This is a genomic window from Caballeronia sp. LZ065 (assembly GCF_031450975.1).
Lineage (GTDB): Bacteria > Pseudomonadota > Gammaproteobacteria > Burkholderiales > Burkholderiaceae > Caballeronia.
The window spans coordinates 1,538,014-1,561,625 of record NZ_JARUXV010000004.1 but is presented as its reverse complement, the minus strand read 5'-3'; the positions used below and the strand labels follow the sequence as shown (position 1 = coordinate 1,561,625).

The window sequence follows — 23,612 nt, the reverse complement described above, 5'->3', positions numbered from 1 at the left end:
TGGGCAAGAAAATGCAGCGGCAAAGCTTCACTCACGATAAGCCCACCTGTGTTCGCGCCCAATTTGATAAATACAACGGCTTGTTCAGCGTTGCCTTAGCTGGGAGCGAGCCTTCGGGCTCGCTTTTTTGTTTGACGCGTCGGCAGCTTCAGAGCAATGCTTTCTCGCGGCATATCATGATGGCAACTCACCGCACCGGGAGACGACCATCATGCGCACGCTGACCGAGCATCTGTCGCAGTACGCGGCCTATCATCGCGACACGCGCAACGTCGCGACGCATGTCGTCGGCATTCCGCTCATTGTTCTGGCTATTGCCGCGTTGTTGAGCCGGCCCGCATGGCCCGTCTTCTCCGGCGCCTTGTCCGTCACGCCCGCCGCGATCCTGTTCGCGCTTGCCACGATGTTCTATCTCAAGCTCGACCTTCCGCTTGGCTTCGGTATGGGCATCGTGTCGGCGGCGAGCGCGTGGTTCGGACACTGGCTCGCGATGCAGACCACAACGCTCTGGCTGGCAACCGGCATCGGTCTGTTCGTGACGGGCTGGGCTTTCCAGTTGGTCGGGCATCTCCGCTTCGAACATCGCAAACCCGCTTTTGTCGATGACGTCATCGGCCTTCTGATCGGACCGCTCTTCATTCTGGTCGAGCTGCTGTCGGCATGGGGACTTCGGCGCGATCTGCACGTCGCCATCCACGCGGCCGATTCCGCCACGCGCTGATTAGTCCGTGCGCTCGATCTCCTCAGCAACCGTCTCGTGTTCGACGCCCGCATGGTGTTCGCTCACCGGCAGCATCCGCCGGGTCGCGCGTTCGCGTATCAGCAGGTGCGCGCTGTGGATGCCCGTCAGCACGACCGCGAGCCAGATCGGAATATAAGTGCCGAGTTGCCCCGCCGAAAACGGCTCGCCCAGCAACAGCACCGCGACGCCGACCAGCAGCACTGGCTCCACGTAACCAAGAATGCCAAACAGCGCCAGCGGCAAATGCCGGCTCGCGCGCAGGTACGAGGCCAGCGCCAGCGTGCTCAGCGCGCCGAGTCCGGGAAGCAGCAGCAGCCACAGGTGCGGCGCGCCGGCAACCACGCCGAACGAACCGCGCACGCACAGCATGATGACCGCGATTGGCGCGATGAACAGAATCTCCATCGCGAAGGAGACGAGCGGGTCGACGTCGAGCCGGCGCCGGATCATGAAATAAGGCGGATAGCCCAGCATGACGACGAGCGTCGGCCAGGCGAACGCATGCGTCATGGCAAGCTCGTGCGCCACGCCGACCGCAGCGGCCGCCACGCCCGCCCACTGGAAGCCGTCGAGCCGCTCGCCGTAATGGAAGCGGCCGAGCAGCACCATCGCGAGGGGAAGGAGGAAGTAGCCGAGCGACACTTCGAGCGCGCGCCCGTGCAGCGGCGCCCAGAGAAAGATCCACAACTGCACGCCGAGCAGGGCGGCAGCCACCACGAAACCGGCCAGTAACTGCGGCGTGCGCACGAGCTTCCCGGCGAGCGCGCGAAATTGCGGCCAGCGCTTGCGCAAGACAACGAGCGCGAACGCACCCGGCAGCGTCCAGACGATGCGCCAGGCGAAGATATCGAGTCCGTCGAGCGGCGTGAGCCACTTCGTGTAGCCGGACATGAGCGCGAACAGCGCCGAGGCGCTTACGGACAGCGCGATGCCGCGCCCCAGGTCATGCTGATTCATCGAGAGAAGCGCCGCGCGCAGAAGGGGTAGGCCCGCCATCGCTGCCGGAATGACGAGAAAGGCGCATTCTAAACGCCCGGGAGGCCTGCGCCCCCAGGCAACGCCTTCCGGAATCGCGCGGCGGCGTGCCCGCTTCTTGCTTCCCGTCTTGCTCGTCATGCACGCTCGGGGTGTCACGAATTGGCTTGAACCTCGCCGCGCGAGCCGTGTCTCTGACGGCTCACGAAGGTCCGATGTGTCTTCGGCCGGTCACGACGACCGGTCATCCTTGGCGAACCGGCAGCCTGCCGGCTCGTTCCCGTTCACGTCACAGCATCCGCGGCATCGTCCGCACGCCCACGCCGCGCCGCCGTCGCCGATGCCCGCGACGGCGCTCACGAAACGCCGCATGAATGGAGACGTCATGACTCAACCCGCCCTGTCGCCCCGCTTTCCCAATGCCTTCGCCGAAGCGGTCCACACCGGCCTCAGCAAGCAGCCGCAGAAAGAATTGCCGTCGATGTATCTGTATGACGAAGTGGGCTCGGCGCTCTTCGAAGTCATCACCGCCTTGCCCGAATACGGCGTGACGCGCGCCGAGGAACGCGTGCTGAAGGATCACGCCACCGACATCGTCGCGGCCATGCCCGGCGACATCCAGGTCGCCGAACTGGGCAGCGGCAGCGGGCGCAAGACGCGCCGCATTCTTGAAGCGCTGTGTAAGAAACAGCCCACCGCTTACCATCCGATTGAAATTTCGCGCACCGCCTTGCAATTGTGCCGGCGCGAACTGGGCGATATCGAACGGGTGTCCATCGTCGGACATGAGCGCGATTACCTCGCCGGCCTCTCCGAAGTCAGCTCGAAACGCAAGGACGGCGAGCGCCTGCTCGTGCTGTTTCTCGGCAGCACCATCGGCAATTTTGCGCGGCTCGCCGCGACGCGCTTCCTGTGCTCGATCCGCAGCATGCTCCAGCCCGGCGACGCGCTCCTGCTCGGCACCGATCTCATCAAGCCGCTGCCGGTTTTGATCTCCGCCTATGACGACCCCATCGGCGTCACCGCCGCGTTCAACCTGAACATGCTGGCGCGCATCAATCGCGAGCTGGGCGGCGATTTCCCGATCGACGCCTTCGAGCACGTCGCGCGTTTCAATCCGGACGCGCGCAGCATCGAAATGCACCTGCGCGCCAAACGCGCGCTCACGGTGCAAGTGCGCGGCGCGGATCTGCGCATCGGATTCCGCGAAGGCGAGACGATCTGGACGGAAAGCAGCCACAAGTACGCGGCTGAGGAAGTCGCGCCGATCGCCGCCGACGCGGGCTTCGAATGCACGCATCAATGGCTCGACGAGGAATGGCAGTTCGCGGAAAGTCTGCTGGTGGCGCGTTAGTGCGTTGAGGGGGTGCGGGTCGCGCCGCGTCGAAGCGCGGCGTTCAGTGCTGTTCGAAGCGCTCGTAACGCTTCTCGACGTGACGCTCTTCGCTGTGGAATTCGGTGACGCGGGCATGCGGCGGTCCGCGCCGCAGCCATTCGAGCATCAGGTCGACCTGATTGGCCGCGCCCTGCACAACCGCCTCGACCGAGCCGTCCTCCAGATTGGCGACCCAGCCGCGCACGCCGAGCGCATGCGCGCGGCGCACCGTGTGATGACGAAAGCCGACGCCCTGCACAACGCCTCGCACATGCACGTAATAGGTTTCGAGTCTCGTATCCAGGTCTGGAACGGTCATCGCGCTCTCCCTTGTTTGCTGGTCATAGGCCGCATTGTAGACACGCGCGGCGACGCGCGTCGCGGCCGGCCGACCCGCGGCGCTCAGCTCAGCCGGAACGGCTGCGCGACATCGGGGCTCTCGCCCGTGCGCGGACGCGGCACGCGCGGCAAGGTCACTTCGAACACGGTGCCGGTGTCATTGGTTGAGCGCACGCGCACCTCGCCGCCGTGCATCTCGGCAATCTCGCGCGTGATGTAGAGCCCGAGTCCCAGCCCGCTCGACTCATTCTGCCGGCGGCCCGAGCGGTACGGCGCGAAGATCGTCGGCAGGACGTCGGCGGGGATCGCGCCGGCGTTCTGCACGGTGATGGTCACGTCGTCGGCATGACCGTCCAGACGCACCTGGATGGCCGATCCTTCGAGACCGTGCTGAAGCGCATTGCCGATCAGGTTCGAGAATACTTGCGAGAGCAGGTCGCCGTCGCCCTGCAACAGCGTGTCGCCCTGACGCAGCACGAAAATACGCCCCTTGCCTACGCGCGCCTCGTACTCATCGACGATGTTCTTCGCCAGCGTGTTGAGTTCGACCGCGCGCGGCTGCAAGGTCACGCGACCGCCGCGCAGACGCGCGAGGTTCAGCAGCTGGTCGACCATGCGCACCATGCGCATGCCGCTCGACTTGATGCGCGTGCCGATGTTGGCGACATTCTCGTCCTGCACGAAGCGCGCGAGATATTCCGCCGACGCAATCACCGCCGACAGCGGCGTGCGCAAGTCGTGGCCGAGCACGGCCATCAGCATTTCGTTGGCGTCGAGCAGTTGCTGCACGGTGGCGAGTTGCGTCGCCAGTTGCTGCTTCTGCCGTTCCATCTGGATGAACACATCCACTTTCGAATTCAGGATGCGCGAGTCGAACGGCTTGTACAGGAAGTCCACCGCGCCCGCCTCGTAGCCACGGAAAGTGCGATTTGCTTCCTGCGCCGTGGCCGTGAGGAAGATGATCGGCACGTGCGCGGTGCGCGGGCTGCCGCGCATCAGTTCGGCAAGCTCGAAGCCGTCCATGCCGGGCATGTTGACGTCGAGGATCGCGAGCGCGACTTCGTGCTTCAGCAACAGTTCGAGCGCCGCCGGCCCCGACTCGGCCTTCAGCACCGAAAGATCGGGCCGCGCCAGCGAGGCTTCGAGCGCCGTGATGTTGTTGCGGATGTCGTCGACGATCAGCACGTGGATGGGTTGCGTCATCGGGTGACTCCTTGCCTTGCCTGTGTCGTTTGCTGCGTTCGTAACCGTGCTCATGGATGTGCTCATTGGCGTGCCCCAGGCGCCTTGCCGGTGCACTGCGCGAGCCGCAGCGCCATCTGGTCCAGCGTCAGCACTTCGCTCACTTCGCCCTCGGCGATCGCCGCCTGCGGCATCGCGGGCGCGGTGGCCGTCGCCGGGTCCTGCGCCCAGCACACGCCGCCCGCCGCGCGGATCGCGCGCGCGCCGCGCGCGCCGTCGTCGTTCGCGCCCGAGAGCACGATGCCGAGCAGCCGCTCACGCCAGGCATGCGCCGCCGATTCGAACAGCACGTCCACGGACGGCCGCGAAAAGCGCACCGGCGGATCCACCGACAAGGCGATCGACGGCGCCGCGCCGCCCTCCGCCTCGACCAGCATGTGATAGCCGGGCGGCGCGAAATATATGCGGCCCGGCGCGATCTCGTCCTTGTCGAACGGCTCGGCGATCTCGAGCGCGCAACGCGACGCGAACAGTCCCGGCAGCAGGCTCGGCTGTCCCTGGCGCACATGCACGACCACCAGCACCGGCGCGGCGAACGTCTCCGGCAAGGCGGGCAACAACTGGCTCAAGGCCTCGACGCCGCCCGCCGAGGCGCCGATCACGACCGCTTCGATACGCTGCGCGTCGAACATCGTCACACCTTCTGGTAGAGCCGTTCGCGCGGATTGAAGTCCGCGAAACGATCGGCATGGGTCGAAAAGCGCAGGCTCTCCTTGCTGCCGAGACCGAGAAACCCGCGCCGCACGAGCGAGTCGCTGAACAGGCCGAGCGCGCGATCCTGCAACGCGCGATCGAAGTAGATCAGCACATTGCGGCACGACACCAGATGCGCTTCGAGGAACACGCTGTCGGTGGCGAGGCTGTGATCCGCGAACACCACGCGCGACTTGAGCGTCTGCGAAAATTTCGCCGCCCCGTAAGCCGCGTGATAGTAGTCGGAGAGCGACCGCTTGCCGCCCGCCGCCAGATAGTTCTGGCTGAAGCCCGCCATGCGGTCCAGCGGATAGATGCCGCTTTCCGCCTGGCGCAGCGCCTCGGCGTTGATGTCGGTGGCATAGAACACGGTGCGCTCCGCGATCTTCTCCTCCGCGAACAGCACCGCCAGCGACCACAATTCCTCGCCGCTGCTGCAACCCGCCACCCAGACCTTGATGGACGGATACGTCTGCAAGATCGGCACGACCTGCTCGCGGATCGCGCGGAAGTATTGCGGGTCGCGAAACATCTCGCTCACCTGCACCGTCAGGTACTGGAACAGCCGCGCGAACAGCGCCGGGTCACGCAGGATGCGCTCCTGCAAATGCGACAGCGTCGGCACGTTGAAATCATGCACGGCCTGCGCGAGCCGGCGCCTCAGCGAACTCACCGAGTAATGCCGGAAGTCGTGCTGATAGCGCAGGTAGATGGCTTCCAGAATCAGCTTCAGTTCAATGTCGAACGTCGCTTCTTCCTCGTTCCTGGCGTCGTTCATTGCAGAGTTTGGTCCGCTCATCGCTGCCGCAGCCACACGCGGCACAGCGACACGAGCTTATCCACGTCGATGGGCTTCGATATGTAGTCGTCCGCACCCGCCTCGAGACATTTCTGGCGATCGCTCTGCATGGCCTTCGCGGTCAGTGCGATGATCGGCAGGCGCGCATGCTCCGAGCGCTTGCGGATCTCGGTCATCGCGGTGAGGCCGTCCATCTCCGGCATCATGATGTCCATCAGCACGAGGTCGATGTCGCTGCGGCGCGCCAGCGCCTCCAGCGCCTCGCGGCCATTGCGCGCGATTTCGAGCGTCGCGCCCAGCGGCTCGATCACACGCGACAGCGCGAAGATGTTGCGCACGTCGTCTTCCGCCAGCAGGATCGTGCGCCCTTCGAATACGTCGTCGCGCTGGCGCGCCGCGCGCAACATGCGTTGCTGCTCGGGCGGCAATGCACTCTCGACACTGTGCAGGAACAGCGTGACTTCGTCGAGCAGACGTTCCGGCGACTTCGCGCCCTTGATGATGATCGATTTCGAATAGCGGCGCAGGCGTTGTTCCTCTTCCTGCGACAGCAGACGCCCCGTATAGACGATCACCGGCGGCGCGACGCCCCCCCTTGTCGTGGACACGCGTTCGAGCAGTTCATAGCCGGAGCCGTCGGGCAGCGCGAGATCCATGACGATGCAGTCGAACACGCCGCGCTGCATTTCATCGAGCGCCTCGGCAATCGATCCCGCTTCGACGATCGCCACCGTTTCGCTCTTGAGCAGCGCGTGGATGCTCTGGCGCAGCGCCGGATCGTCCTCGATCACGAGCACGCGGCGCACGCCCTGCGACGAGCGCGCCTCCAGCTTGCGGATCGCGTTGGCGAGATCGTCGCGCGCGCTCGGCTTGAGCGTGTAGCCGATGGCGCCGAGATGCAGCGCGACATCGGCATGATCCGTCGCGGACACGATGTGGATCGGGATATGGCGCGTGAGCGGATCGTGCTTGAGCCATTCGAGCACCGTCAGACCGGACTGGTCCGGCAAGCCGATGTCGAGCAGGATGCCGTTCGGTTGCAGCGAGCGCGCGAGCTCCACGCCTTGCGTCGCGGTGGCGGCATGCACGCAGTCGAATTCGAGTTCGTGCGCGAGGTCGTAGAGGATGTGCGCGAACGGCTGATCGTCTTCGATGACCAGGATCACGCGATCGGGATGACGCCGTTGCGCGCGATCGTCGGCGATGCCGACGGCTTCGTGAAACGTGGCGACCGGTTGCACCGGCATGGGCGCGGGTGCAGGTGCGGGAACAACCTGCGCGATCAGCGCCGGTGCCGGCTCGCTCAGCGGAGCGGCCGATTCGAGCTTCGCCGTGACGATGCCTTCGCGCGCGCTCATCGGCAGGGTGACGGAGAATACGCTGCCCCGGCCCAGTTCGCTCGATACCGCCACCGAACCGCCCAGCAAACGCGAGAACTCCCGCGAGATCGACAGCCCCAGGCCGCTGCCGCCGTACTTGCGGCTCGTGGTGCCGTCGGCCTGCTGGAACGCCTGAAAGATCAAATCCTGTTTGTCGCGCGCGATGCCGATGCCGGTGTCGCGCACCTCGAAGCGCAGCGCATTGTCGCCCGATCGCTGCACCGCGACCGTGACGCTGCCACGCTCGGTGAACTTGAACGCGTTCGACAGCAAATTGCGCAGAACCTGCAAGAGCCGCTGGCTGTCGGTGACGAAATAATCCGGCACGCCCGCGCCGCGCTCGGTGAGAAACTCCAGTCCCTTGCTGCCGGCGACCGGCGCGAAGGATTGCTTGAGCGCATCCAGGAGGGAAACGACGGCGGCGGGCGCGAACTGCACATCCATCTGCCCGGCTTCGACCTTCGACAAATCCAGAATGTCGTTGATGAGCGCCAGCAGGTCACTGTTCGACGAATGGATGGTCGCCGCGTAACGCACCTGTTCGTCGGAGAGATTGCCCTGCTTGTTGTCCTGCAGGAGCTTCGCGAGGATCAGCGAGCTGTTGAGCGGCGTGCGCAGTTCGTGCGACATGTTGGCGAGGAATTCCGACTTGTACTGGCTCGCGCGCTCCATCTCCAGCGCGCTGGCCGTCAGTTCCTGCTGGGCCTGCAACAGTTCCGCCTTCTGCCGCTCCAGATGCTGCGTATGTTCTTCGAGCTGCACGTTGGTCTGTTCGAGCTCGGCCTGCTGCTGTTCGAGACGCGCCTGCGAATCCTGCAACGCCCGGCCGCGTTCCTCCAGTTCCTCGTTCGACACACGCAGCTCTTCTTGCTGCACCTGCAATTCCTCGCTCTGGCGCTGCGTTTCCTCCAGCAGTTCCACCAGACGCGCGCGATAGCGCGACGAACGCAACGCCATGCCGATCGGCTCCGCCGCCATGTCGAGGAGCGCGCGGGCATCGTCGAAACGTCCTTCATTGCCGACGAAACCGAGCTCCAGCGCGCCGGTCGCCTCGCCGTCGGCGAACAGCGGCGCGATCACGACGCGCGTCGCCGCCGCCGAACCGAGCGCGGAGCCGGCTTTCAGATAATGGGACGACGCGTCGCGCAATTCGAGCGGACGCCCTTCGATGATGGCCTGACCGACCAGCCCCTCGCCGCGCGCGATACGGCGCGGCGCGCTATCGTCCTCCGGCAGCGCCCAGCCCGCGACCCGCACCAGCGCGTCGCCGTCGAGTGCGTAGACCACGCCGACCTTGGCTTCCACATACGGCACGACAGAACGCAGAATGCTCACGCCGATCGAAGCGGGAGACTGCTCGCCGCGCAGTTGCCGGCCGAGCTGCACGATGCCCTGTTGCAGCCAGGCGGTGCGTTGTACCGCGAGCCGCGATTTGATATACAGGTGCGCCACCGCCGCCAGCACGAGCAGCACGAGAATGCCCATCGCGCGGTTGAGTTGCAGCACGTCGTGCGTGGCGCTCGGATCGGCGACGGAAAATACATATCCCGCGATCATCAGCGCCGAAGAAGCCACCGCGGTGACGATCGGCACCGATGGCCGGTCGACCCAGACGCACATCACGACCGGCAGCATGTAGAACACCCAGATCGCGACGCGCATCGGCGTCAGCACGTCGATGGCGAACACCACGGCCAGCGTGACCGCAATCGCGAAATAGATCCAGGAAGAGAGGTTCCGAGTGGCTTGAGGCATCGTTCACCGGTTATGTTCGAATTTTGCGCGAAGCTCGCGCCGGTAGCAGGCACGGACCATAGCACGCCGCGCAAGGCCTTGTCACATCGGGCTCCGCGGCCCGCAAGGCCCGCTTTTCGGCGAGGCAGATGTTACAAACAACCCCGCAGGCGTTTTTTCAAAGAGGTAAGAATGACTGATTTTTCCGGCTCCCGCGTGCTCGTCACCGGCGCTTCGGGATTCGTCGGGTCCGCGGTCGCGCGGCTCGCCATCGAACGCGGTTTCGACGTGCGCGTGCTCGTGCGCAAGACCAGCCCGCGCAAGAACGTCGAGTCGCTGAACGCGGAGATCGTGATTGGCGACATGCGCGACGAAGCCTCGATGCGCGCCGCGCTCAAGGGCGTGCGCTTCCTGTTCCACGTCGCGGCCGATTACCGCATCTGGGCGCCGGACCCGAGCGAGATCGAACGCGCCAATCTCGAAGGCACCGAGGCCACGATGCGCGCCGCGCTGGCGGAAGGCGTGGAACGCATTGTGTATACGAGCAGCGTCGCGACGCTCAAGGTGACGAGTTCGGGCGCCATCGCCGATGAAACCATGCCCTCAAACCCGCAGAGCACCATCGGCGCCTACAAGCGCAGCAAGGTACTGGCCGAGCGCGCCGTCGAACGCATGGTCGCGCAGAACGCGCTACCCGCCGTGATCGTCAATCCGTCGACGCCGATCGGACCGCGCGACGTGCGTCCCACGCCGACCGGGCGCATCATCGTGGAAGCGGCGACGGGCAAGATCCCGGCTTTCGTCGATACGGGCCTGAATCTCGTCCACGTCGATGACGTCGCCAACGGTCATTTTCTGGCGCTGGAACGCGGTCGGATCGGCGAACGCTACATATTGGGCGGCGAGAACCTGCCCTTGCAGCAGATGCTCACTGACATCGCGGGCTTCGTCGGCCGCAAGCCGCCGACCATCAAACTACCGCGCGGACCGCTGTATCCCGTCGCGATCGGCGCGGAACTGTTCGCGAAGTTCAGCGGCAAGGAACCGATGGTGACCGTCGACGCACTACGTATGTCGAAGAACAAGATGTACTTCACGTCGGCGCGCGCCGAAAGCGAACTCGGCTATCGCGCGCGGCCGTATCGCGAAGGGCTGAAGGACGCGCTCGACTGGTTCCGCACGCACGGATATCTCACGGTGTGAAGCATCGAATCATTTCGTGAAACGGGCCAGCATCGGTCCTGAGCAGCAAACATAGCAAGTCTTCTATAAGACTCGAAAAATGTTAAGTTATTGATAAAGCAAGATAAACGCCTGTTTTCGCGGTGTTCACGGGGCTTCTTTCGCACGCGAGCCACGCAATTTCAGGCAGAATAGCGGTTTGTTGCCGGAGGGGCGGTTCAGGCCGGCGGTTTTTTCCAACCCGTTTTCGGATGTCGAGACAAGCGATGAGCAATCAGCAACCCACCATCATCTATACCCTGACCGACGAAGCTCCGCTGCTCGCAACCAGCGCCTTTCTGCCGATCATCCGTACTTTCGTGACGCCGGCCGGCGTCAATGTCGAGACCAGCGACATTTCGGTCGCGGCGCGCATTCTCGGCGAATTCCCTGAATTTTTGAGCGATGCGCAGAAAGTCCCCGACAACCTCGCCGAACTCGGCCGCCTGACCCAGCTCGACGACACCAACATCATCAAGCTGCCGAACATCAGCGCCTCGCAGCACCAGTTGACGAGCGCGATCAAGGAACTCCAGTCGAAGGGCTACAAGCTGCCCGACTTTCCGGAAGAGCCGAAGAACGACGAAGAAAAGTCGATTCGCCAGCGCTATTCCAAGTGTCTCGGCTCGGCGGTGAACCCGGTGCTGCGCGAAGGCAATTCGGACCGCCGCGCGCCGCTCGCCGTCAAGAACTACGCGAAGAAGCATCCGCACAGCATGGGCGAGTGGAGCATGGCCTCGCGCACGCACGTCGCGCACATGAAGCATGGCGACTTCTATCACGGCGAAAAGTCGATCACGAACGACCAAGCCCGCGAAGTCCGCATGGAACTCGTTACGAAGAGCGGCGAAAGCATCGTGCTGAAGCCGAAGGTCAAGCTGCAGGACGGCGAGATCGTCGACAGCATGTTCATGAGCAAGAAGGCCCTGGTCGAGTTCTATGAAGACCAGATGGAAGATGCGCGCAAGACGGGCGTGATGCTGTCGCTGCACGTGAAGGCGACCATGATGAAGGTCTCGCACCCGATCGTCTTCGGTCACGCCGTGAAGGTGTTCTACAAGGACGCGTTCGCCAAGCACGCCAAGCTGTTCGAGGAACTCGGCATCAACGTCAACAATGGCCTCGTCGATCTGTATTCGAAGATCGAGGCGTTGCCGGAATCGCAGCGCGACGAAGTCATCCGCGACATGCACGCGTGCCACGAGCATCGTCCGGCGCTGGCCATGGTGGATTCGGCCAAGGGCATTTCGAACCTGCACGCGCCGAACGACGTGATCGTCGACGCATCGATGCCCGCGATGATCCGCGCCGGCGGCAAGATGTGGGGCGCCGACGGCCGTCCGCAAGACACCAAATGCCTGATCCCGGAAAGCACGTTCGCGCGCATCTATCAGGAGATCATCAACTTCTGCAAGACCAACGGCGCGTTCGACCCGAAGACCATGGGCACGGTGCCGAACGTCGGCCTGATGGCGCAGAAGGCCGAAGAGTACGGCTCGCACGACAAGACCTTCGAGATTCCGCAGGACGGCACGGCGCGCATCGTCGACAACGCGACGAACGAAGTCATCGAAGCGCTCACGCAGCCCGTGGAAAAGGGCGACATCTGGCGCATGTGCCTCGTGAAGGACGCGCCGATCCGCGACTGGATCAAGCTTGCCGTCACGCGCGCGAAGAACTCGGGCATGCCGGCCGTGTTCTGGCTCGACCCGTATCGTCCGCACGAAAACGAACTCATCAAGAAGGTCGAGACCTACCTGAAGGACTATGACCTGACGGGCCTCGAGATCCACATCATGTCGCAAGTGCGCGCGATGCGTTACTCGCTCGAACGCGTGATCCGCGGCATGGACACCATCTCGGTCACGGGCAACATCCTGCGCGACTACCTCACCGACCTGTTCCCGATCATGGAACTCGGCACCAGCGCGAAGATGCTGTCCATCGTCCCGCTGATGGCTGGCGGCGGCCTGTATGAAACGGGCGCGGGCGGCTCGGCGCCGAAGCACGTTCAGCAGCTCGTGCAGGAAAACCACCTGCGCTGGGACTCGCTGGGCGAATTCCTCGCGCTGGCGGTGTCGCTCGAAGAACTCGGCATCAAGAACGACAACGCGCGTGCGAAGCTCGTCGCGAAGGCGCTGGATGCCGCCACCGGCAAGCTGCTCGACAACAACAAGAGCCCGTCGCCGAAAACCGGCCAGCTCGACAATCGCGGCAGCCAGTTCTATCTCGCGATGTACTGGGCGCAGGAACTCGCGTCGCAGTCGGAAGACCGCGAACTGGCCGAACGCTTCGCGCCGCTCGCGAAGACGCTTGCTGAGAACGAGCAGAAGATCGTCGACGAACTGAACGCCGTGCAGGGCAAGGAAGCGGATATCGGCGGCTACTACCAGCCGGACGCGAAGAAGCTTGAAAGCGTCATGCGTCCGAGCAAGACGCTCAACGCCGCGCTGGAGCAGGCCAGCGCGAAGTAAGGCAGTACGGGCGTATCCGCGTCATGCGGATGCGCTTCCGATGGACCGGCCTCCCGGCAGGGACGCCGGTCTTGTTTTTTGTGGCGGCGGAAAACTGTCGCGTGATCCGCACGCTCAGAGCAATTGGTTACAACCTGCACCGGCCTCGCCAAAGACGAGCGGGTAGAATCGGTGCCTCGCCGCAAGCTCGCCAGTCAAAGACACCATTCGCATGAACCTACACGACCAGCTCGGCGCGCTGGAGTCGAGCCTCGACACGCTCCTCCAGACCGCCTCCGCTTCTGCCTCTGCTTCTGCCTCTGTCACCGCTTCTGCCGCCGACAGCGCCCCCGCCGAACCGCCCGCGCTCAACCGCGACGCGCCCGCACCCGCTGAACCGCCCGCGCTGAACGAAGCGCAGAGGCTCGTCGTGTCGCGGCCGGATCGCGATGCCATCGAGATGACGATTGCGGGAAAAACGGTCAAGCTGGGGCCGGAAGGGGTATCGGAACTGATCGAGGAACTGTCGAACGTGCGCGCGTCGATGTCGCCGGAACAGCCCGCCGGAATTGCGCCGGGCTGGCGCTTCGCCGCGACCAAGAACCCGGTCATGGCTTCGCAGAAGTACGCCAACGGCGACCGGCTGCTGGTCCTGCGCCACGGCGGACACGGCTGGGTACCGTTCACGTTTTCGCCGAACATGGTGATCGAGCTGTACGCCATGCTGACGAAGAAGTAAGGCGGCTTCGTCACGAAGCCGCCCGGGTACTACGAACCTTCCTGCGTCGGCGCCTGTACCCGCGCCTTCCACTGCCCGCCCTTCCCGCTCCAGTAACGCACGGCCGAGCCGATCGTCGCGCTGACATAAAACAACGCGACCAGCGGCAACAGCGGCGCCCACAGCAGCGACCTGCGGTAATAACGCAGCATCGGCCCGTAGGCGATGCACATCAGCGCCCAGGCCACGCACGCCGGCCACGCGCGTGCGCCCATCGTCAGGGCCAGCAGCGGCGGCGCCAGATAGATGACCTCCATGCCGATCACCGTGCCGATCAGCAGCAGCGGCGAATAACGCAGCTGCGTGAAAGCCGTGCGCGCGATCATGTTCCAGACGTCGCGCCAGCTGTCGTAGGGACGCAGGGATTCGCTGGTCTGCGCGAGGTCGAGACGGATCGGACGCGCGGCGTTGCGGCCGAAACGATGCTTGATGCGCTCGGCGAGACTGCAATCGTCGATCAGTTCCTGATGGATCGATTCGATCCCGCCCGCCTCGGCCAGTGCCGAACGCCGCACCAGCATGCAGCCGCCCGCAGCACCCGACGTGGCCTTGCGCACGTCGTTCACCCAGGCAAACGGATACAGCTTCGCGAAAAAGAACACGAAGGCGGGAATCAGCGCCTTTTCCCACAGCGAATCGCAGCGCAGACGGACCATCAGCGACACCAGATCGCGGTCTTCGAGAATCGTGCGCGCAACGAGTTGCGTGGCCGCGTCGGCGGGATGGTGGATGTCGGCGTCGGTCAGCAGAAGATATTCGGCGGGCAGCCCCAGCGAATCGATCGCGCCAATGCCCTGCGACTGCGCCCACACCTTGCCGGACCAGCCCGGCGGCAACGGCTGCGCGGTCAGCACGGTCAGGCGGTCTTCGAGTCCGAGATCGCGGGCGGCGGCGAGCGCGACGCCGGCGGTGTCGTCGGTGCTGTGGTCATCGACGACGATCACGTGGAACGCGCCCGCATAGTCCTGCTTGAGCAGCGAGCCGACCGCCCGGCCGATGACATCGGCTTCGTTGCGCGCCGGCACCACCGCGACGAGCGCCGGCCACGCGCCGCGCCGCGCGATTTCCGCGCTGCCGACGGCGTGAATGGTCGTGCCGGACAGCGCCGGCGCGGGCTCGGCACGCCAGAATCCGCCGCGCGCGAACAGCAGCACGAGCCAGATCAGGAGGGACAGCCAGGCAATCAGTAGCATGTTTCAGGTGTTTAGCTGGGTAGGAACGGGAAGAGCATGGCGGAGCGGTTTGAACCGGGTCCCGGCGCGGGCTGCGGGCGTTGCGCGGGCGACACACCGGCCTTGCCGGCGCGTGGAAGCGCTTTGAAACGCCACCCGCGCGGCCGCGCGTGGCCGAAAACGACCGACAGTCTACTGGGTTCTGAAAAGCGCCGTATTTGCATGCGCCGCGGCGCACCGGCGGCCATGGCAGGCAGTGAGCACCCAAAAAGGGAACGCGTTAGAATACGCGGTCAACTTCGGCGCGCAGATCGATCCCCAACATGTCTTTTTTTCCGGTCTGCTATTTTGGCTTCTTCGCCGTGGGTTCCACTGTCGAGTTCAACAGTCGTCATGCAGCCTGAATTGCTGGAAAAGCGCGCCGGAACCTTGCGAGCTCGCCGCCGGCCAACCCCGAAACCCGCGTCAGTCGGAGTTCGTTCGAATATGCGTATCATCCTTGCTCAACCCCGCGGCTTTTGTGCGGGCGTGGTCCGTGCGATCGAGATCGTCGATCGGGCCCTCGAACGGCATGGCGCACCCGTCTATGTGCGTCATGAGATCGTTCACAATCGTCATGTGGTCGACAATTTACGCAGCAAGGGTGCGCGCTTCGTCGAGGAACTGGATGAGGTGCCGCATGGCGCGGTGGCCATTTTCAGTGCACACGGCGTGGCGCGCAGCGTCGAGGAAGATGCCGACGCGCGCGGTCTCGACGTGCTCGACGCCACCTGCCCGCTCGTCACCAAGGTTCACGTGCAAGGGCGGCAATATGTCTCGCAGGGCCGCACGCTGATTCTGATCGGCCACGCGGGACATCCGGAAGTGGAAGGCACTGTCGGCCAGATTCCGGGCAAGGTCGTGCTGGTGCAAAGCGAGGCGGAAGTCGGGAAGCTGACGCTCGACATCGATACCCCGATGGCGTACGTCACGCAAACCACGCTGTCCGTCGACGACACGCGCGGCATCATCGACGCCTTGCAGCGCCGTTTTACCGATATCGTCGGGCCGGACACGCGCGATATCTGTTACGCGACGCAAAACCGGCAGGCTGCGGTGCGCGAGCTGTCGGACCAGGTGGACGTGTTGCTCGTGGTCGGCGCCACCAATAGTTCCAATTCAAACCGTCTGCGGGAAATCGGCGCCGAAAGCGGCGTGCCGAGCTACCTCGTGGCGGACGGTTCGGAGATCAGGCCGGAATGGTTCGCCGACGTGCAGACGGTCGGCATCACGGCGGGCGCATCGGCGCCTGAAGAAATGGTCAAACATGTGATCGATGCCCTGCGCGCGTTCGGACCCGTCGAAGTCACGACGATGAACGGCCGCGAGGAAAAGGTCGAATTCAAACTCCCCGCGAAGCTCATGCAGCCGCTCGCCGCCGTTGCGGCCACGGCCATTCGCGAAGAATAAGGAGAGCAGGCAATTGTCTATTCCGATGCTTCAGAAGGCGCGTGTCGGCGCCTACATCTTCAAGCAGCACTTGAGCCGCAACAAGCGCTATCCGCTCGCGCTGATGCTCGAACCGCTGTTCCGCTGCAATCTCGCCTGTAACGGCTGCGGCAAGATCGACTATCCGGATCCGATCCTGAACCAGCGCCTGTCGCTGGAAGAGTGTCTCGGCGCGGTCGACGAATGCGGCGCGCCGGTGGTTTCCATCGCGGGCGGCGAGCCGCTGCTGCACAAGGAAATGCCGCAGATCGTGAAGGGCATCATGGCGCGCAAGAAGTTCGTGTATCTCTGCACGAACGCGCTGCTGATGGAAAAGAAGATGGACGATTACGAGCCGAGCCCGTATTTCGTCTGGTCCGTGCATCTGGACGGCGACCGCGAAGCGCATGATCACTCGGTGTCGCAGCCGGGCACGTACGACAAGGCGGTCGCGGCCATCAAGGAAGCGAAGCGCCGTGGCTTCCGCGTGAACATCAACTGCACGCTGTTCAACGACGCCGAGCCGGAGCGCGTGGCGAAGTTCTTCGACACGCTGGGTCCGATCGGCGTGGACGGGATCACGGTGTCGCCGGGCTATGCGTACGAACGCGCGCCGGACCAGCAGCACTTCCTGAACCGCGACAAGACCAAGACGTTGTTCCGCGAGATTTTCAAGCGCGGCAACAACGGCAAGAACTGGTCGTTCAGCCAGTCGACGCTGTTCCTCGACTTCCTCGCGGGCAATCAGACGTATGAATGCACGCCGTGGGGCAACCCGGCGCGCACGGTGTTCGGCTGGCAGAAGCCGTGCTATCTGGTCGGCGAAGGTTATGTGAAGACCTTCAAGGAACTGATGGAAACCACCGACTGGGACAAGTACGGCACGGGCAAGTATGAGAAGTGCGCGGACTGCATGGTCCACTGCGGCTTCGAAGCGACTGCCGTGATGGACACGGTGGCGCATCCGCTCAAGGCGGCGAAGATTGCGCTTCGGGGGCCGCGCACGACAGGCGCGTTCGCGAAGGACCTGCCGTTCGACAAGCAGCGTCCGGCTGAATTCGTGTTCTCGAAGCATGTGGAAATCAAGCTGGAAGAGATCGGACGCATGAAGAAGAACAGGGGCGCGAAAACGGCGGCTGTCGCGAATTAAGGCGGCGGTTGTCGGTTCCGATCTGCGAAAAGCGGGTGGCTTCGGTCATCCGCTTTTTTGCTTTTATCTACCAGATCGTTTCGACGTGCTCATACCTGCGGATCAAACGATCCTTGGTGACCACCGGAGCAGACAACGCGCGCGCCGTTGCAACGATGACGCGATCAGCCGGATCGTTGTGAAACCGCCCGGGCAGATCGATTGACCGGATGGCGATGCTGTTATCCACCGGCATGAACTGAACCGCGGCTATGCGGCCAACTTTCTCCACCCAGTCGCTGACATCCATCGACAAGGCGATCTTGCCTCGCCTGACCAGTAGCGCAATTTCCCACGCGCTGATGGCCGAGATGATGATTTCTCCGCCTTCGCTGGCTTCGTCATTGATCGCTGCACTTGCCGGTTTGCTGAGCGTGCCGCCACCCAGCCACCAAAGCAGTGTGTGCGTGTCCAGCACGATCATTTATACGCCTCCCAGTCATCTGGACCGAGAGGCTCGAAAGCGTCCTTGCAGAACAACACGCTTCCCCGCAGTTCTTCCAGCGGCGTAAGCGATGAACCTTCGTACCGCCGTATTTCGAGAACCGGCTTTCCATGGTCCGTCACGATCATGCTCTCTCCTGTGGATTCGACGAGCCGGAAGTATTCGAGCGCCTTTGCCTTGAACTCCGATTTCGAAACTCGCTTGAAAGTCATGATAGCTTCTATGGTCACTTGCAAGTGGTCATTTTAGCCTCGTCCGAATGGGTTAGGCAAAGCGGACATTTTCGGGTGCCCAACAAAAACGCGACGGCTCATCACCGTCGCGTTCTCGATATCAGCGAAGCATCGGCTTCACCTCAACAACACTTCCCCGCCCCCGTCCCATACCTCGCTTCCTGCCGCTCGCGAAAAAACTCCGCGTACGACATCACCGCTTTGTCGGGATGCGTCGCCTGCATGTGCGTGACGTAGGCATCGTAGTCGGGCATCCCGACCATCAGGCGCATTGTCTGGCCGAGATACCGTCCCGCTTGTCGAAGATCGTCGAACATCGCCGCTTCCTCAATGTCCCGAGCGCACTGCCGCGCCCGCTCCCGAGGGCATCGGCTCGAACGGCGTTTCGCGCACTGTCGGCCGGGCTTCGCGACGCGCGCGCAGCACCGTCATGACGCCGTACACCGCGATGCTCAACACCACGAAGATGAACAGGCCCGCAAGCGCTGCATCGACATAGTCATTGAAGATGATGCGTTGCATCTCCGGCAGCGACTTGGCCGGCGCCATGACCTTGCCCGCGTCGTAGGCGTCGCGCAGCTTGCCGGCGTGCGCGAGGAAACCGATCTTCGGATTGGCATCGAAGATCTTCTGCCAGCCCGCGGTCAGCGTGCAGATCAGCAGCCATGCGGCCGGCACGAGCGTCACCCACGCATAGCGCTCGCGCTTCATCTTGAACAGCACGACAGTGCCGAGGATCAACGCGATTCCCGCCAGCATCTGGTTCGAGATGCCAAACAACGGCCACAAGGTATTGATGCCGCCGAACGGATCGACCACGCCCTGATACAGAAAGTAACCCCAGGCGGCCACGCACAGCGCCGTCGCGATCAGGTTCGCCGGCAACGATTCTGTGCGGCGCAGTGCCGGATGGAACGTACCGAGCAGATCCTGCAGCATGAAGCGGCCGGCGCGCGTACCGGCATCGACGGCCGTCAGGATAAAGAGCGCCTCGAACAGGATGGCGAAGTGATACCAGAACGCCATCATCGTCTCGCCGCCGATCACCTGATGAAGAATGTGCGCCATGCCGACCGCGAGTGTCGGCGCACCACCGGCCCGCGCGACGATGGTGGTCTCGCCGACCGCCTTCGCCGTCGATGTCAGCATGTCCGGCGTCAGCATGAAGCCCCATCCCGATACCGTCTGCGCGACCGCCTCCGGCGTGCTGCCGAGCAACGCGGCCGGGCTGTTCATCGCGAAGTAGATACCCGGTTCGATCACGCACGCTGCCACCAGCGCCATGATCGCGACGAACGATTCCATCAGCATCGCGCCATAGCCGATGAAGCGCATGTTGATTTCGTTGTCGATCATCTTGGGCGTCGTGCCCGACGAGATCAGCGCATGAAAGCCCGACACCGCGCCGCACGCAATCGTGATGAAGAGGAACGGGAACAGATTGCCCGACCACACCGGACCGCTGCCGTCGACGAACTTGGTGAAAGCCGGCATCTTGAGTTCGGGCGCGACGATCAGGATGCCGATCGCGAGGCCGACGATGGTGCCGATCTTGAGGAAGGTCGACAGGTAATCGCGCGGGGCGAGCAGCAGCCACACCGGCAGGACCGACGCAACGAAGCCATAGCCGATCAGGATCCACACGAGCTGCGTGCCGGTGAACGTGAACCACGGCGCGATGGCCGGCGATGCCGCCACATGTCCGCCGAAGGTAATCGCGAGCATCAGCAACACAAAGCCGACGATGGACACTTCGCCGATCCGTCCCGGACGGATATAGCGCGTGTACAGGCCCATGAAGATCGCGATGGGAATCGTCGCGGCGACGGTGAAAGTGCCCCACGGCGAATTCGTCAGCGCCTTCACGACGATCAACGCGAGCACCGCCAGAATGATCACCATGATGAGGAACGTGCCGAACAGCGCGATCACGCCGGGCACGGTGCCGAGTTCCATCTTGATGAGATCGCCGAGCGAGCGGCCGTCGCGGCGCGTCGAGATGAACAGGATCACGAAGTCCTGCACCGCGCCCGCGAACACGACGCCGGCAAGAATCCACAGCATGCCGGGCGTGTAGCCCATCTGCGCGGCCAGCACCGGACCCACCAGCGGGCCGGCGCCCGCGATGGCCGCGAAGTGATGTCCGAACAGCACGTATTTGTTGGTGGGAACGTAGTCGAGGCCGTCGTTGTGACGAACGGCCGGCGTCATGCGCAGGCCGTCGAGTTGCAGCACCTTGCCTGCGATGAAACGCGAATAGAGCCGGTAAGCGATGAGATAGACACAGACCGCCGCGATGACGATCCACAGTGCGCTGATGCGTTCGCCGTGCGCGAGCGCGATGGTGCCGAATGCGAACGCGCCCAGCAGCGCGAGCGCGATCCAGACCAGGAATCCTGAAGCCCGATTCATGGTGTCTCCTTGATTGTATGACCTTGAGAGCCAGGCTCCGTGGTCGTGGCATGCGCCGCGATGACGCATTGGGCGGTAGTATTCGCTTTCGCTGGAACGCTTACAAGCGCATGACTACGTACGCGCGCTGCGTGCCTTCACGTAGCGGAAAACCCTGTTTCGATGAATCTCAAGGCAAAAATCTTTCTGCTGGCCATCGTGCCGTTCGCGCTCGCGATCGGCGGCATCACCTATGGCGTGCGGCAGCAGGCGCAGTCGCTCGCGCAGGTTCAGCACGCGACCACGCAGGCGGCGTACATCTCGAGCAAGGAGATCGAACTGCGGCATTACGTGGAGATCGCGAAGAGCACCATCGCGCCGTATTACGACGCGCCTGCGAGCGACCCGCGCAGCGATGACGAGCGCCGCCGCCTCGCACTGGAAGCCCTGCAAAGGCTCGACTTCGGCCAGGACGGCTATTTCTTCGTCTACACGATGCACGGCCTGTCGCTGATGCATCCACGCCAGCCCGATCTGGTCGGCCGCGACCTGTGGCTGATGCGCGATCCGCACGGCGCGCTGACCATCCAGGAACTCATCCGTCAAGCCTCGCAAGGCGGCGGCTATGTGCGCTACGTGTGGCGCAGGCCATCGACGGGATTGCTCGCGCCAAAGCTTGGCTATGTCGTACCGCTCGACCGCTGGGGCTGGATGAAGGGCACCGGCATCTATCTGGAAGACGTGGAGACGACGCTCGCGCGCATCGACGACCGCGCCGCCTCGAACATCGCGCGCACGCTGACATGGATCGGCGTCATTGCACTGGCGGCGCTCGCCGTCATCGCGATCTGCGCCGCCGTGCTGAACATCAGCGAACATCGCAGCGCGGACGCCAAGCTCCGGCGCCTCGCGCGGCAAGTGGTGGAATCTCAGGAACAGGAACGCGCGCGCCTCTCGCGCGAGCTGCACGACGGCATCAGTCAGATGCTGGTGTCGGTGAAGCTGCTGCTCGAATCGGCGCTGGCGCGCTTCGAACGCGGCGCGGCGCGCGAACCCACCGCCGAAGCCGCGCTCTCGACCGGCCTCGGGCGCCTCGCCGGCACGCTGCGCGAAGTGCGGCGCATCTCGCACGCGCTGCGCCCCGCGATGCTCGACGATCTCGGCCTCGCCGCCGCGCTCGAACAACTCGCGCGCGAATCCGACGGGCAGGACGGCATCGAAGTGCGTATCAACGTGAGCGCTCAGGGTGAAAGCCTGCCGGACACTGTCAACACCGTGCTGTTCCGCATTGCACAAGAAGCGCTCAACAACATCACGCGGCACGCCAGGGCTTCACGCGTGCAACTGACACTTGCTGTTGCGAAGCACGCGGTGACGCTCGACATCACGGACAACGGCGTCGGCTTCGACGTGCCCGCCGTGCTGTCGGATCCCATGCGCGGCCTCGGCCTGCGCAACATGCGCGAGCGGCTCGATACGCTGGGCGGCGCGCTGCGCATCGACTCGCAACTGGGCCGCACGGTCATTGTCGCGAGCGTGCCGCTGCCGCTCGCCGCACCCAATCTCCAAGGACACGCCGATGAGCGCTGAACCCGCCCGCCTGATTCTCGTCGACGATCATCCGCTGGTGCGCGACGGCCTGCGCGCGCGCCTGGAATCCGTGCCACATCTGCGGGTGATCGGTGAAGCGGGCAACGGCCCGGACGCGCTCGCCCTCGCCGCCGACGAGGCGAATCCGCCCGATCTCGTGCTGATGGACGTCGGCATGGCGGGCATGAGCGGGATTGAACTGGCGGCGCGCTTCCACGAGCGCTTTCCGGACATTCGCGTGCTGATGTTGTCGATGCACGACAACGTGGAGTACGTCACGCAGGCGGTGCGCGCGGGCGCGAGCGGCTACGTGCTGAAGGATTCGCCGGCGACGGAGATCATTCAGGCCATCGACGCGGTGCTCGCCGGCAGGACCTTCTTCAGCGCCGGCGTGGCGGCGCGCATGATCCAGGCACGTTCGATGCAAACCCCGCTCGACCGCCTGACGCCGCGCGAACTCGAGATTCTCGACGCGCTCGCGGAAGGCCTCTCCAGCAAGCAGATCGCGCAACAGCACGGACTGTCGGTGCGCACGGTCGAAACGCACCGGCTGAACTTGAAGCGCAAACTGGACATAGACGGACAGGCCGAGCTGATCAAGTTTGCGGTGGAGCACCGCCGACGCTAGCGCGTCAGCCCGCCGAGCGGGCGTTATGCTCGGCGAGGAACTTGATCAGGGCATCGACGCCGCCCTTCTGCAACTGCCCCGCGAATTGTTGCTGATAGACCTGGATGAGCCACGCGCCCATCATGTCGATGTCGTAGATTTTCCAGCCCTGCGGGGTCTTCTGCAGACGGTAGCGCACCGGGTTGTCCCCGCCCGTGGAAATGACGTGCGATTCGACCACTGTGTCCTTGGTGTTGGCATCGACGTTGGGCGAGTCGAACTTGAACTTCACGTCCTGGTCGCGCAGTTGCGACAGGGACGCGGCATACGTGCGGACCAGCAGCGTCTGGAACTGGTCATAAAGCTGCTTCTGCTGCTCGGGCGTGGCGCTGGCCCAGGCCTTGCCCACCGCGATGCGCGTCGTGCGCTGGAAGTCGGTGGCGGGCAGGAAGCGGGTTTCGACGAGCTGCGTGATCTTCGCCATGTCGCCGCCGCGTGCTTGCGGGTCGGCCTTCATTGCGTCGACCGTGCCCTCCACCGCGTTCTTGACGACGGCGTCGGGACTCGTTTGTGCGGCTGCCTCGCCCGTGAAGGCCACTGAGGCAAGGAGGAAAGCGAAGCAAATGGACAGATAGCGTTTCATGGCACCCGTTCTCTGATCTGGTTTGTTGGCGCGGGCTCTGCGGCCCTCGGGCGTTGCAAGGGGACTGCGGCAGCCGCCGGTTGGTGAAATCAGTATACCGACACCGCAGCGCTGCAACAGTTCAAGACAGACGCGGTCGAGGCGC

Annotated in this window: 21 protein-coding genes and 1 pseudogene; 10 read left to right on the top strand and 12 right to left on the bottom strand. The window is 64.1% G+C overall.

Going from position 1 to position 23,612, the window contains the following annotated elements:
- Both QCE63_RS33690 and QCE63_RS33685 read left to right on the top strand, forming a co-directional pair.
- Nucleotides 1-224: pseudogene (locus QCE63_RS33690) on the top strand (hypothetical protein); the annotation flags it as partial.
- Nucleotides 212-721 carry an Mpo1-like protein gene (locus QCE63_RS33685; protein ID WP_309839253.1) on the top strand — a complete coding sequence of 170 codons (510 nt, stop codon included), beginning with the start codon at nucleotides 212-214 and terminating at the stop codon, nucleotides 719-721. The pseudogene QCE63_RS33690 and the gene QCE63_RS33685, both read left to right, overlap by 13 nt.
- Here the strand turns inward: QCE63_RS33685 and rarD are convergent, their stop codons facing one another.
- The gene (gene rarD / locus QCE63_RS33680) at nucleotides 722-1,699 is read right to left on the bottom strand and encodes an EamA family transporter RarD (protein WP_309839251.1); all 978 of its coding nucleotides are present in this window, start codon (nucleotides 1,697-1,699) and stop codon (nucleotides 722-724) included.
- Nucleotides 1,700-2,102: 403 nt separating this feature from the next.
- On the opposite strand from rarD, the gene egtD reads away from it, so the two are divergent.
- Nucleotides 2,103-3,071 (top strand): L-histidine N(alpha)-methyltransferase, encoded by a 969-nt coding sequence (egtD, locus tag QCE63_RS33675; RefSeq protein ID WP_309839249.1) that lies wholly within the window; start codon nucleotides 2,103-2,105, stop codon nucleotides 3,069-3,071.
- A gap of 43 nt (nucleotides 3,072-3,114) precedes the next feature.
- On the opposite strand, the gene QCE63_RS33670 is transcribed toward egtD, so the two are convergent.
- The 5 genes from QCE63_RS33670 to QCE63_RS33650 all read right to left on the bottom strand — a co-directional run bounded on the left by QCE63_RS33670 (nucleotide 3,115) and on the right by QCE63_RS33650 (nucleotide 9,299).
- A complete protein-coding gene (locus QCE63_RS33670; protein ID WP_309839247.1) occupies nucleotides 3,115-3,411 on the bottom strand; it encodes an acylphosphatase in 297 nt (98 codons plus the stop codon).
- A gap of 83 nt (nucleotides 3,412-3,494) precedes the next feature.
- Entirely contained in the window at nucleotides 3,495-4,634 is a 1,140-nt protein-coding gene (locus tag QCE63_RS33665; RefSeq protein ID WP_309839245.1) for a hybrid sensor histidine kinase/response regulator, read from the bottom strand.
- A gap of 62 nt (nucleotides 4,635-4,696) precedes the next feature.
- Entirely contained in the window at nucleotides 4,697-5,305 is a 609-nt protein-coding gene (locus QCE63_RS33660; RefSeq protein ID WP_309839241.1) for a chemotaxis protein CheB, read from the bottom strand.
- 2 nt (nucleotides 5,306-5,307) lie between these two features.
- On the bottom strand, nucleotides 5,308-6,144 hold the full coding sequence (locus QCE63_RS33655; RefSeq protein ID WP_309839239.1) for a CheR family methyltransferase: 837 nt from the start codon (nucleotides 6,142-6,144) through the stop codon (nucleotides 5,308-5,310).
- Nucleotides 6,145-6,161: 17 nt separating this feature from the next.
- Complete coding sequence (locus QCE63_RS33650; protein WP_309839237.1) at nucleotides 6,162-9,299, bottom strand: response regulator; 3,138 nt, start codon at nucleotides 9,297-9,299, stop codon at nucleotides 6,162-6,164.
- 171 nt (nucleotides 9,300-9,470) lie between these two features.
- Between QCE63_RS33650 and hpnA the strand changes: the two genes are divergently transcribed.
- The 3 genes from hpnA to QCE63_RS33635 all read left to right on the top strand — a co-directional run bounded on the left by hpnA (nucleotide 9,471) and on the right by QCE63_RS33635 (nucleotide 13,691).
- Nucleotides 9,471-10,481, top strand: a complete 1,011-nt coding sequence (gene hpnA / locus QCE63_RS33645; protein ID WP_309839235.1) for a hopanoid-associated sugar epimerase — start codon at nucleotides 9,471-9,473, stop codon at nucleotides 10,479-10,481.
- 245 nt (nucleotides 10,482-10,726) lie between these two features.
- Nucleotides 10,727-12,973, top strand: coding sequence for an NADP-dependent isocitrate dehydrogenase (locus QCE63_RS33640; protein ID WP_309839233.1), 2,247 nt, complete (start codon nucleotides 10,727-10,729; stop codon nucleotides 12,971-12,973).
- Nucleotides 12,974-13,184: 211 nt separating this feature from the next.
- Nucleotides 13,185-13,691: a hypothetical protein gene (locus QCE63_RS33635; RefSeq protein WP_309839232.1), complete on the top strand. Its 507-nt coding sequence runs from the start codon at nucleotides 13,185-13,187 to the stop codon at nucleotides 13,689-13,691.
- Nucleotides 13,692-13,720: 29 nt separating this feature from the next.
- On the opposite strand, the gene QCE63_RS33630 is transcribed toward QCE63_RS33635, so the two are convergent.
- Entirely contained in the window at nucleotides 13,721-14,923 is a 1,203-nt protein-coding gene (locus tag QCE63_RS33630) for a glycosyltransferase (RefSeq protein ID WP_309839230.1), read from the bottom strand.
- A gap of 465 nt (nucleotides 14,924-15,388) precedes the next feature.
- Here QCE63_RS33630 and ispH point away from each other — a divergent pair, with 465 nt between their 5' ends.
- Both ispH and hpnH read left to right on the top strand, forming a co-directional pair.
- Nucleotides 15,389-16,351 carry a 4-hydroxy-3-methylbut-2-enyl diphosphate reductase gene (gene ispH, locus QCE63_RS33625; RefSeq protein WP_309839228.1) on the top strand — a complete coding sequence of 321 codons (963 nt, stop codon included), beginning with the start codon at nucleotides 15,389-15,391 and terminating at the stop codon, nucleotides 16,349-16,351.
- A gap of 13 nt (nucleotides 16,352-16,364) precedes the next feature.
- Nucleotides 16,365-17,519, top strand: coding sequence for an adenosyl-hopene transferase HpnH (gene hpnH / locus QCE63_RS33620; protein WP_309839227.1), 1,155 nt, complete (start codon nucleotides 16,365-16,367; stop codon nucleotides 17,517-17,519).
- 67 nt (nucleotides 17,520-17,586) lie between these two features.
- Here the strand turns inward: hpnH and QCE63_RS33615 are convergent, their stop codons facing one another.
- The 4 genes from QCE63_RS33615 to QCE63_RS33600 form a co-directional block, all read right to left on the bottom strand.
- On the bottom strand, nucleotides 17,587-17,982 hold the full coding sequence (locus QCE63_RS33615) for a type II toxin-antitoxin system VapC family toxin (protein WP_309839222.1): 396 nt from the start codon (nucleotides 17,980-17,982) through the stop codon (nucleotides 17,587-17,589).
- Nucleotides 17,979-18,218, bottom strand: coding sequence for a type II toxin-antitoxin system Phd/YefM family antitoxin (locus QCE63_RS33610; RefSeq protein WP_404990237.1), 240 nt, complete (start codon nucleotides 18,216-18,218; stop codon nucleotides 17,979-17,981). Before QCE63_RS33610 ends, QCE63_RS33615 begins: the two co-directional genes overlap by 4 nt.
- A gap of 140 nt (nucleotides 18,219-18,358) precedes the next feature.
- Nucleotides 18,359-18,553 carry a YbdD/YjiX family protein gene (locus tag QCE63_RS33605; protein WP_309839218.1) on the bottom strand — a complete coding sequence of 65 codons (195 nt, stop codon included), beginning with the start codon at nucleotides 18,551-18,553 and terminating at the stop codon, nucleotides 18,359-18,361.
- A 10-nt stretch (nucleotides 18,554-18,563) separates the two neighbouring features.
- On the bottom strand, nucleotides 18,564-20,648 hold the full coding sequence (locus tag QCE63_RS33600) for a carbon starvation CstA family protein (RefSeq protein WP_309839216.1): 2,085 nt from the start codon (nucleotides 20,646-20,648) through the stop codon (nucleotides 18,564-18,566).
- 162 nt (nucleotides 20,649-20,810) lie between these two features.
- Here QCE63_RS33600 and QCE63_RS33595 point away from each other — a divergent pair, with 162 nt between their 5' ends.
- Both QCE63_RS33595 and QCE63_RS33590 read left to right on the top strand, forming a co-directional pair.
- Complete coding sequence (locus QCE63_RS33595; RefSeq protein WP_309839214.1) at nucleotides 20,811-22,217, top strand: cache domain-containing protein; 1,407 nt, start codon at nucleotides 20,811-20,813, stop codon at nucleotides 22,215-22,217.
- Nucleotides 22,207-22,845 carry a response regulator transcription factor gene (locus QCE63_RS33590; protein ID WP_309839212.1) on the top strand — a complete coding sequence of 213 codons (639 nt, stop codon included), beginning with the start codon at nucleotides 22,207-22,209 and terminating at the stop codon, nucleotides 22,843-22,845. Before QCE63_RS33595 ends, QCE63_RS33590 begins: the two co-directional genes overlap by 11 nt.
- A gap of 4 nt (nucleotides 22,846-22,849) precedes the next feature.
- Here QCE63_RS33590 and QCE63_RS33585 read toward each other — a convergent pair whose 3' ends face one another.
- Nucleotides 22,850-23,467 carry an ABC transporter substrate-binding protein gene (locus tag QCE63_RS33585; protein ID WP_309839389.1) on the bottom strand — a complete coding sequence of 206 codons (618 nt, stop codon included), beginning with the start codon at nucleotides 23,465-23,467 and terminating at the stop codon, nucleotides 22,850-22,852.
- Nucleotides 23,468-23,612: the final 145 nt, after the last annotated feature.

Bases quoted from the DNA above. Each gene is read 5' to 3' on its own strand.
- QCE63_RS33685 (WP_309839253.1), top strand. From the start codon at position 212: ATGCGCACGCTGACCGAGCATCTGTCGCAGTACGCGGCCTATCATCGC.
- rarD (WP_309839251.1), bottom strand. From the start codon at position 1,699: ATGAATCAGCATGACCTGGGGCGCGGCATCGCGCTGTCCGTAAGCGCC.
- egtD (WP_309839249.1), top strand. From the start codon at position 2,103: ATGACTCAACCCGCCCTGTCGCCCCGCTTTCCCAATGCCTTCGCCGAA.
- QCE63_RS33670 (WP_309839247.1), bottom strand. From the start codon at position 3,411: ATGACCGTTCCAGACCTGGATACGAGACTCGAAACCTATTACGTGCAT.
- QCE63_RS33665 (WP_309839245.1), bottom strand. From the start codon at position 4,634: ATGACGCAACCCATCCACGTGCTGATCGTCGACGACATCCGCAACAAC.
- QCE63_RS33660 (WP_309839241.1), bottom strand. From the start codon at position 5,305: ATGTTCGACGCGCAGCGTATCGAAGCGGTCGTGATCGGCGCCTCGGCG.
- QCE63_RS33655 (WP_309839239.1), bottom strand. From the start codon at position 6,144: ATGAACGACGCCAGGAACGAGGAAGAAGCGACGTTCGACATTGAACTG.
- QCE63_RS33650 (WP_309839237.1), bottom strand. From the start codon at position 9,299: ATGCCTCAAGCCACTCGGAACCTCTCTTCCTGGATCTATTTCGCGATT.
- hpnA (WP_309839235.1), top strand. From the start codon at position 9,471: ATGACTGATTTTTCCGGCTCCCGCGTGCTCGTCACCGGCGCTTCGGGA.
- QCE63_RS33640 (WP_309839233.1), top strand. From the start codon at position 10,727: ATGAGCAATCAGCAACCCACCATCATCTATACCCTGACCGACGAAGCT.
- QCE63_RS33635 (WP_309839232.1), top strand. From the start codon at position 13,185: ATGAACCTACACGACCAGCTCGGCGCGCTGGAGTCGAGCCTCGACACG.
- QCE63_RS33630 (WP_309839230.1), bottom strand. From the start codon at position 14,923: ATGCTACTGATTGCCTGGCTGTCCCTCCTGATCTGGCTCGTGCTGCTG.
- ispH (WP_309839228.1), top strand. From the start codon at position 15,389: ATGCGTATCATCCTTGCTCAACCCCGCGGCTTTTGTGCGGGCGTGGTC.
- QCE63_RS33615 (WP_309839222.1), bottom strand. From the start codon at position 17,982: ATGATCGTGCTGGACACGCACACACTGCTTTGGTGGCTGGGTGGCGGC.
- QCE63_RS33605 (WP_309839218.1), bottom strand. From the start codon at position 18,553: ATGTTCGACGATCTTCGACAAGCGGGACGGTATCTCGGCCAGACAATG.
- QCE63_RS33600 (WP_309839216.1), bottom strand. From the start codon at position 20,648: ATGAATCGGGCTTCAGGATTCCTGGTCTGGATCGCGCTCGCGCTGCTG.
- QCE63_RS33595 (WP_309839214.1), top strand. From the start codon at position 20,811: ATGAATCTCAAGGCAAAAATCTTTCTGCTGGCCATCGTGCCGTTCGCG.
- QCE63_RS33590 (WP_309839212.1), top strand. From the start codon at position 22,207: ATGAGCGCTGAACCCGCCCGCCTGATTCTCGTCGACGATCATCCGCTG.
- QCE63_RS33585 (WP_309839389.1), bottom strand. From the start codon at position 23,467: ATGAAACGCTATCTGTCCATTTGCTTCGCTTTCCTCCTTGCCTCAGTG.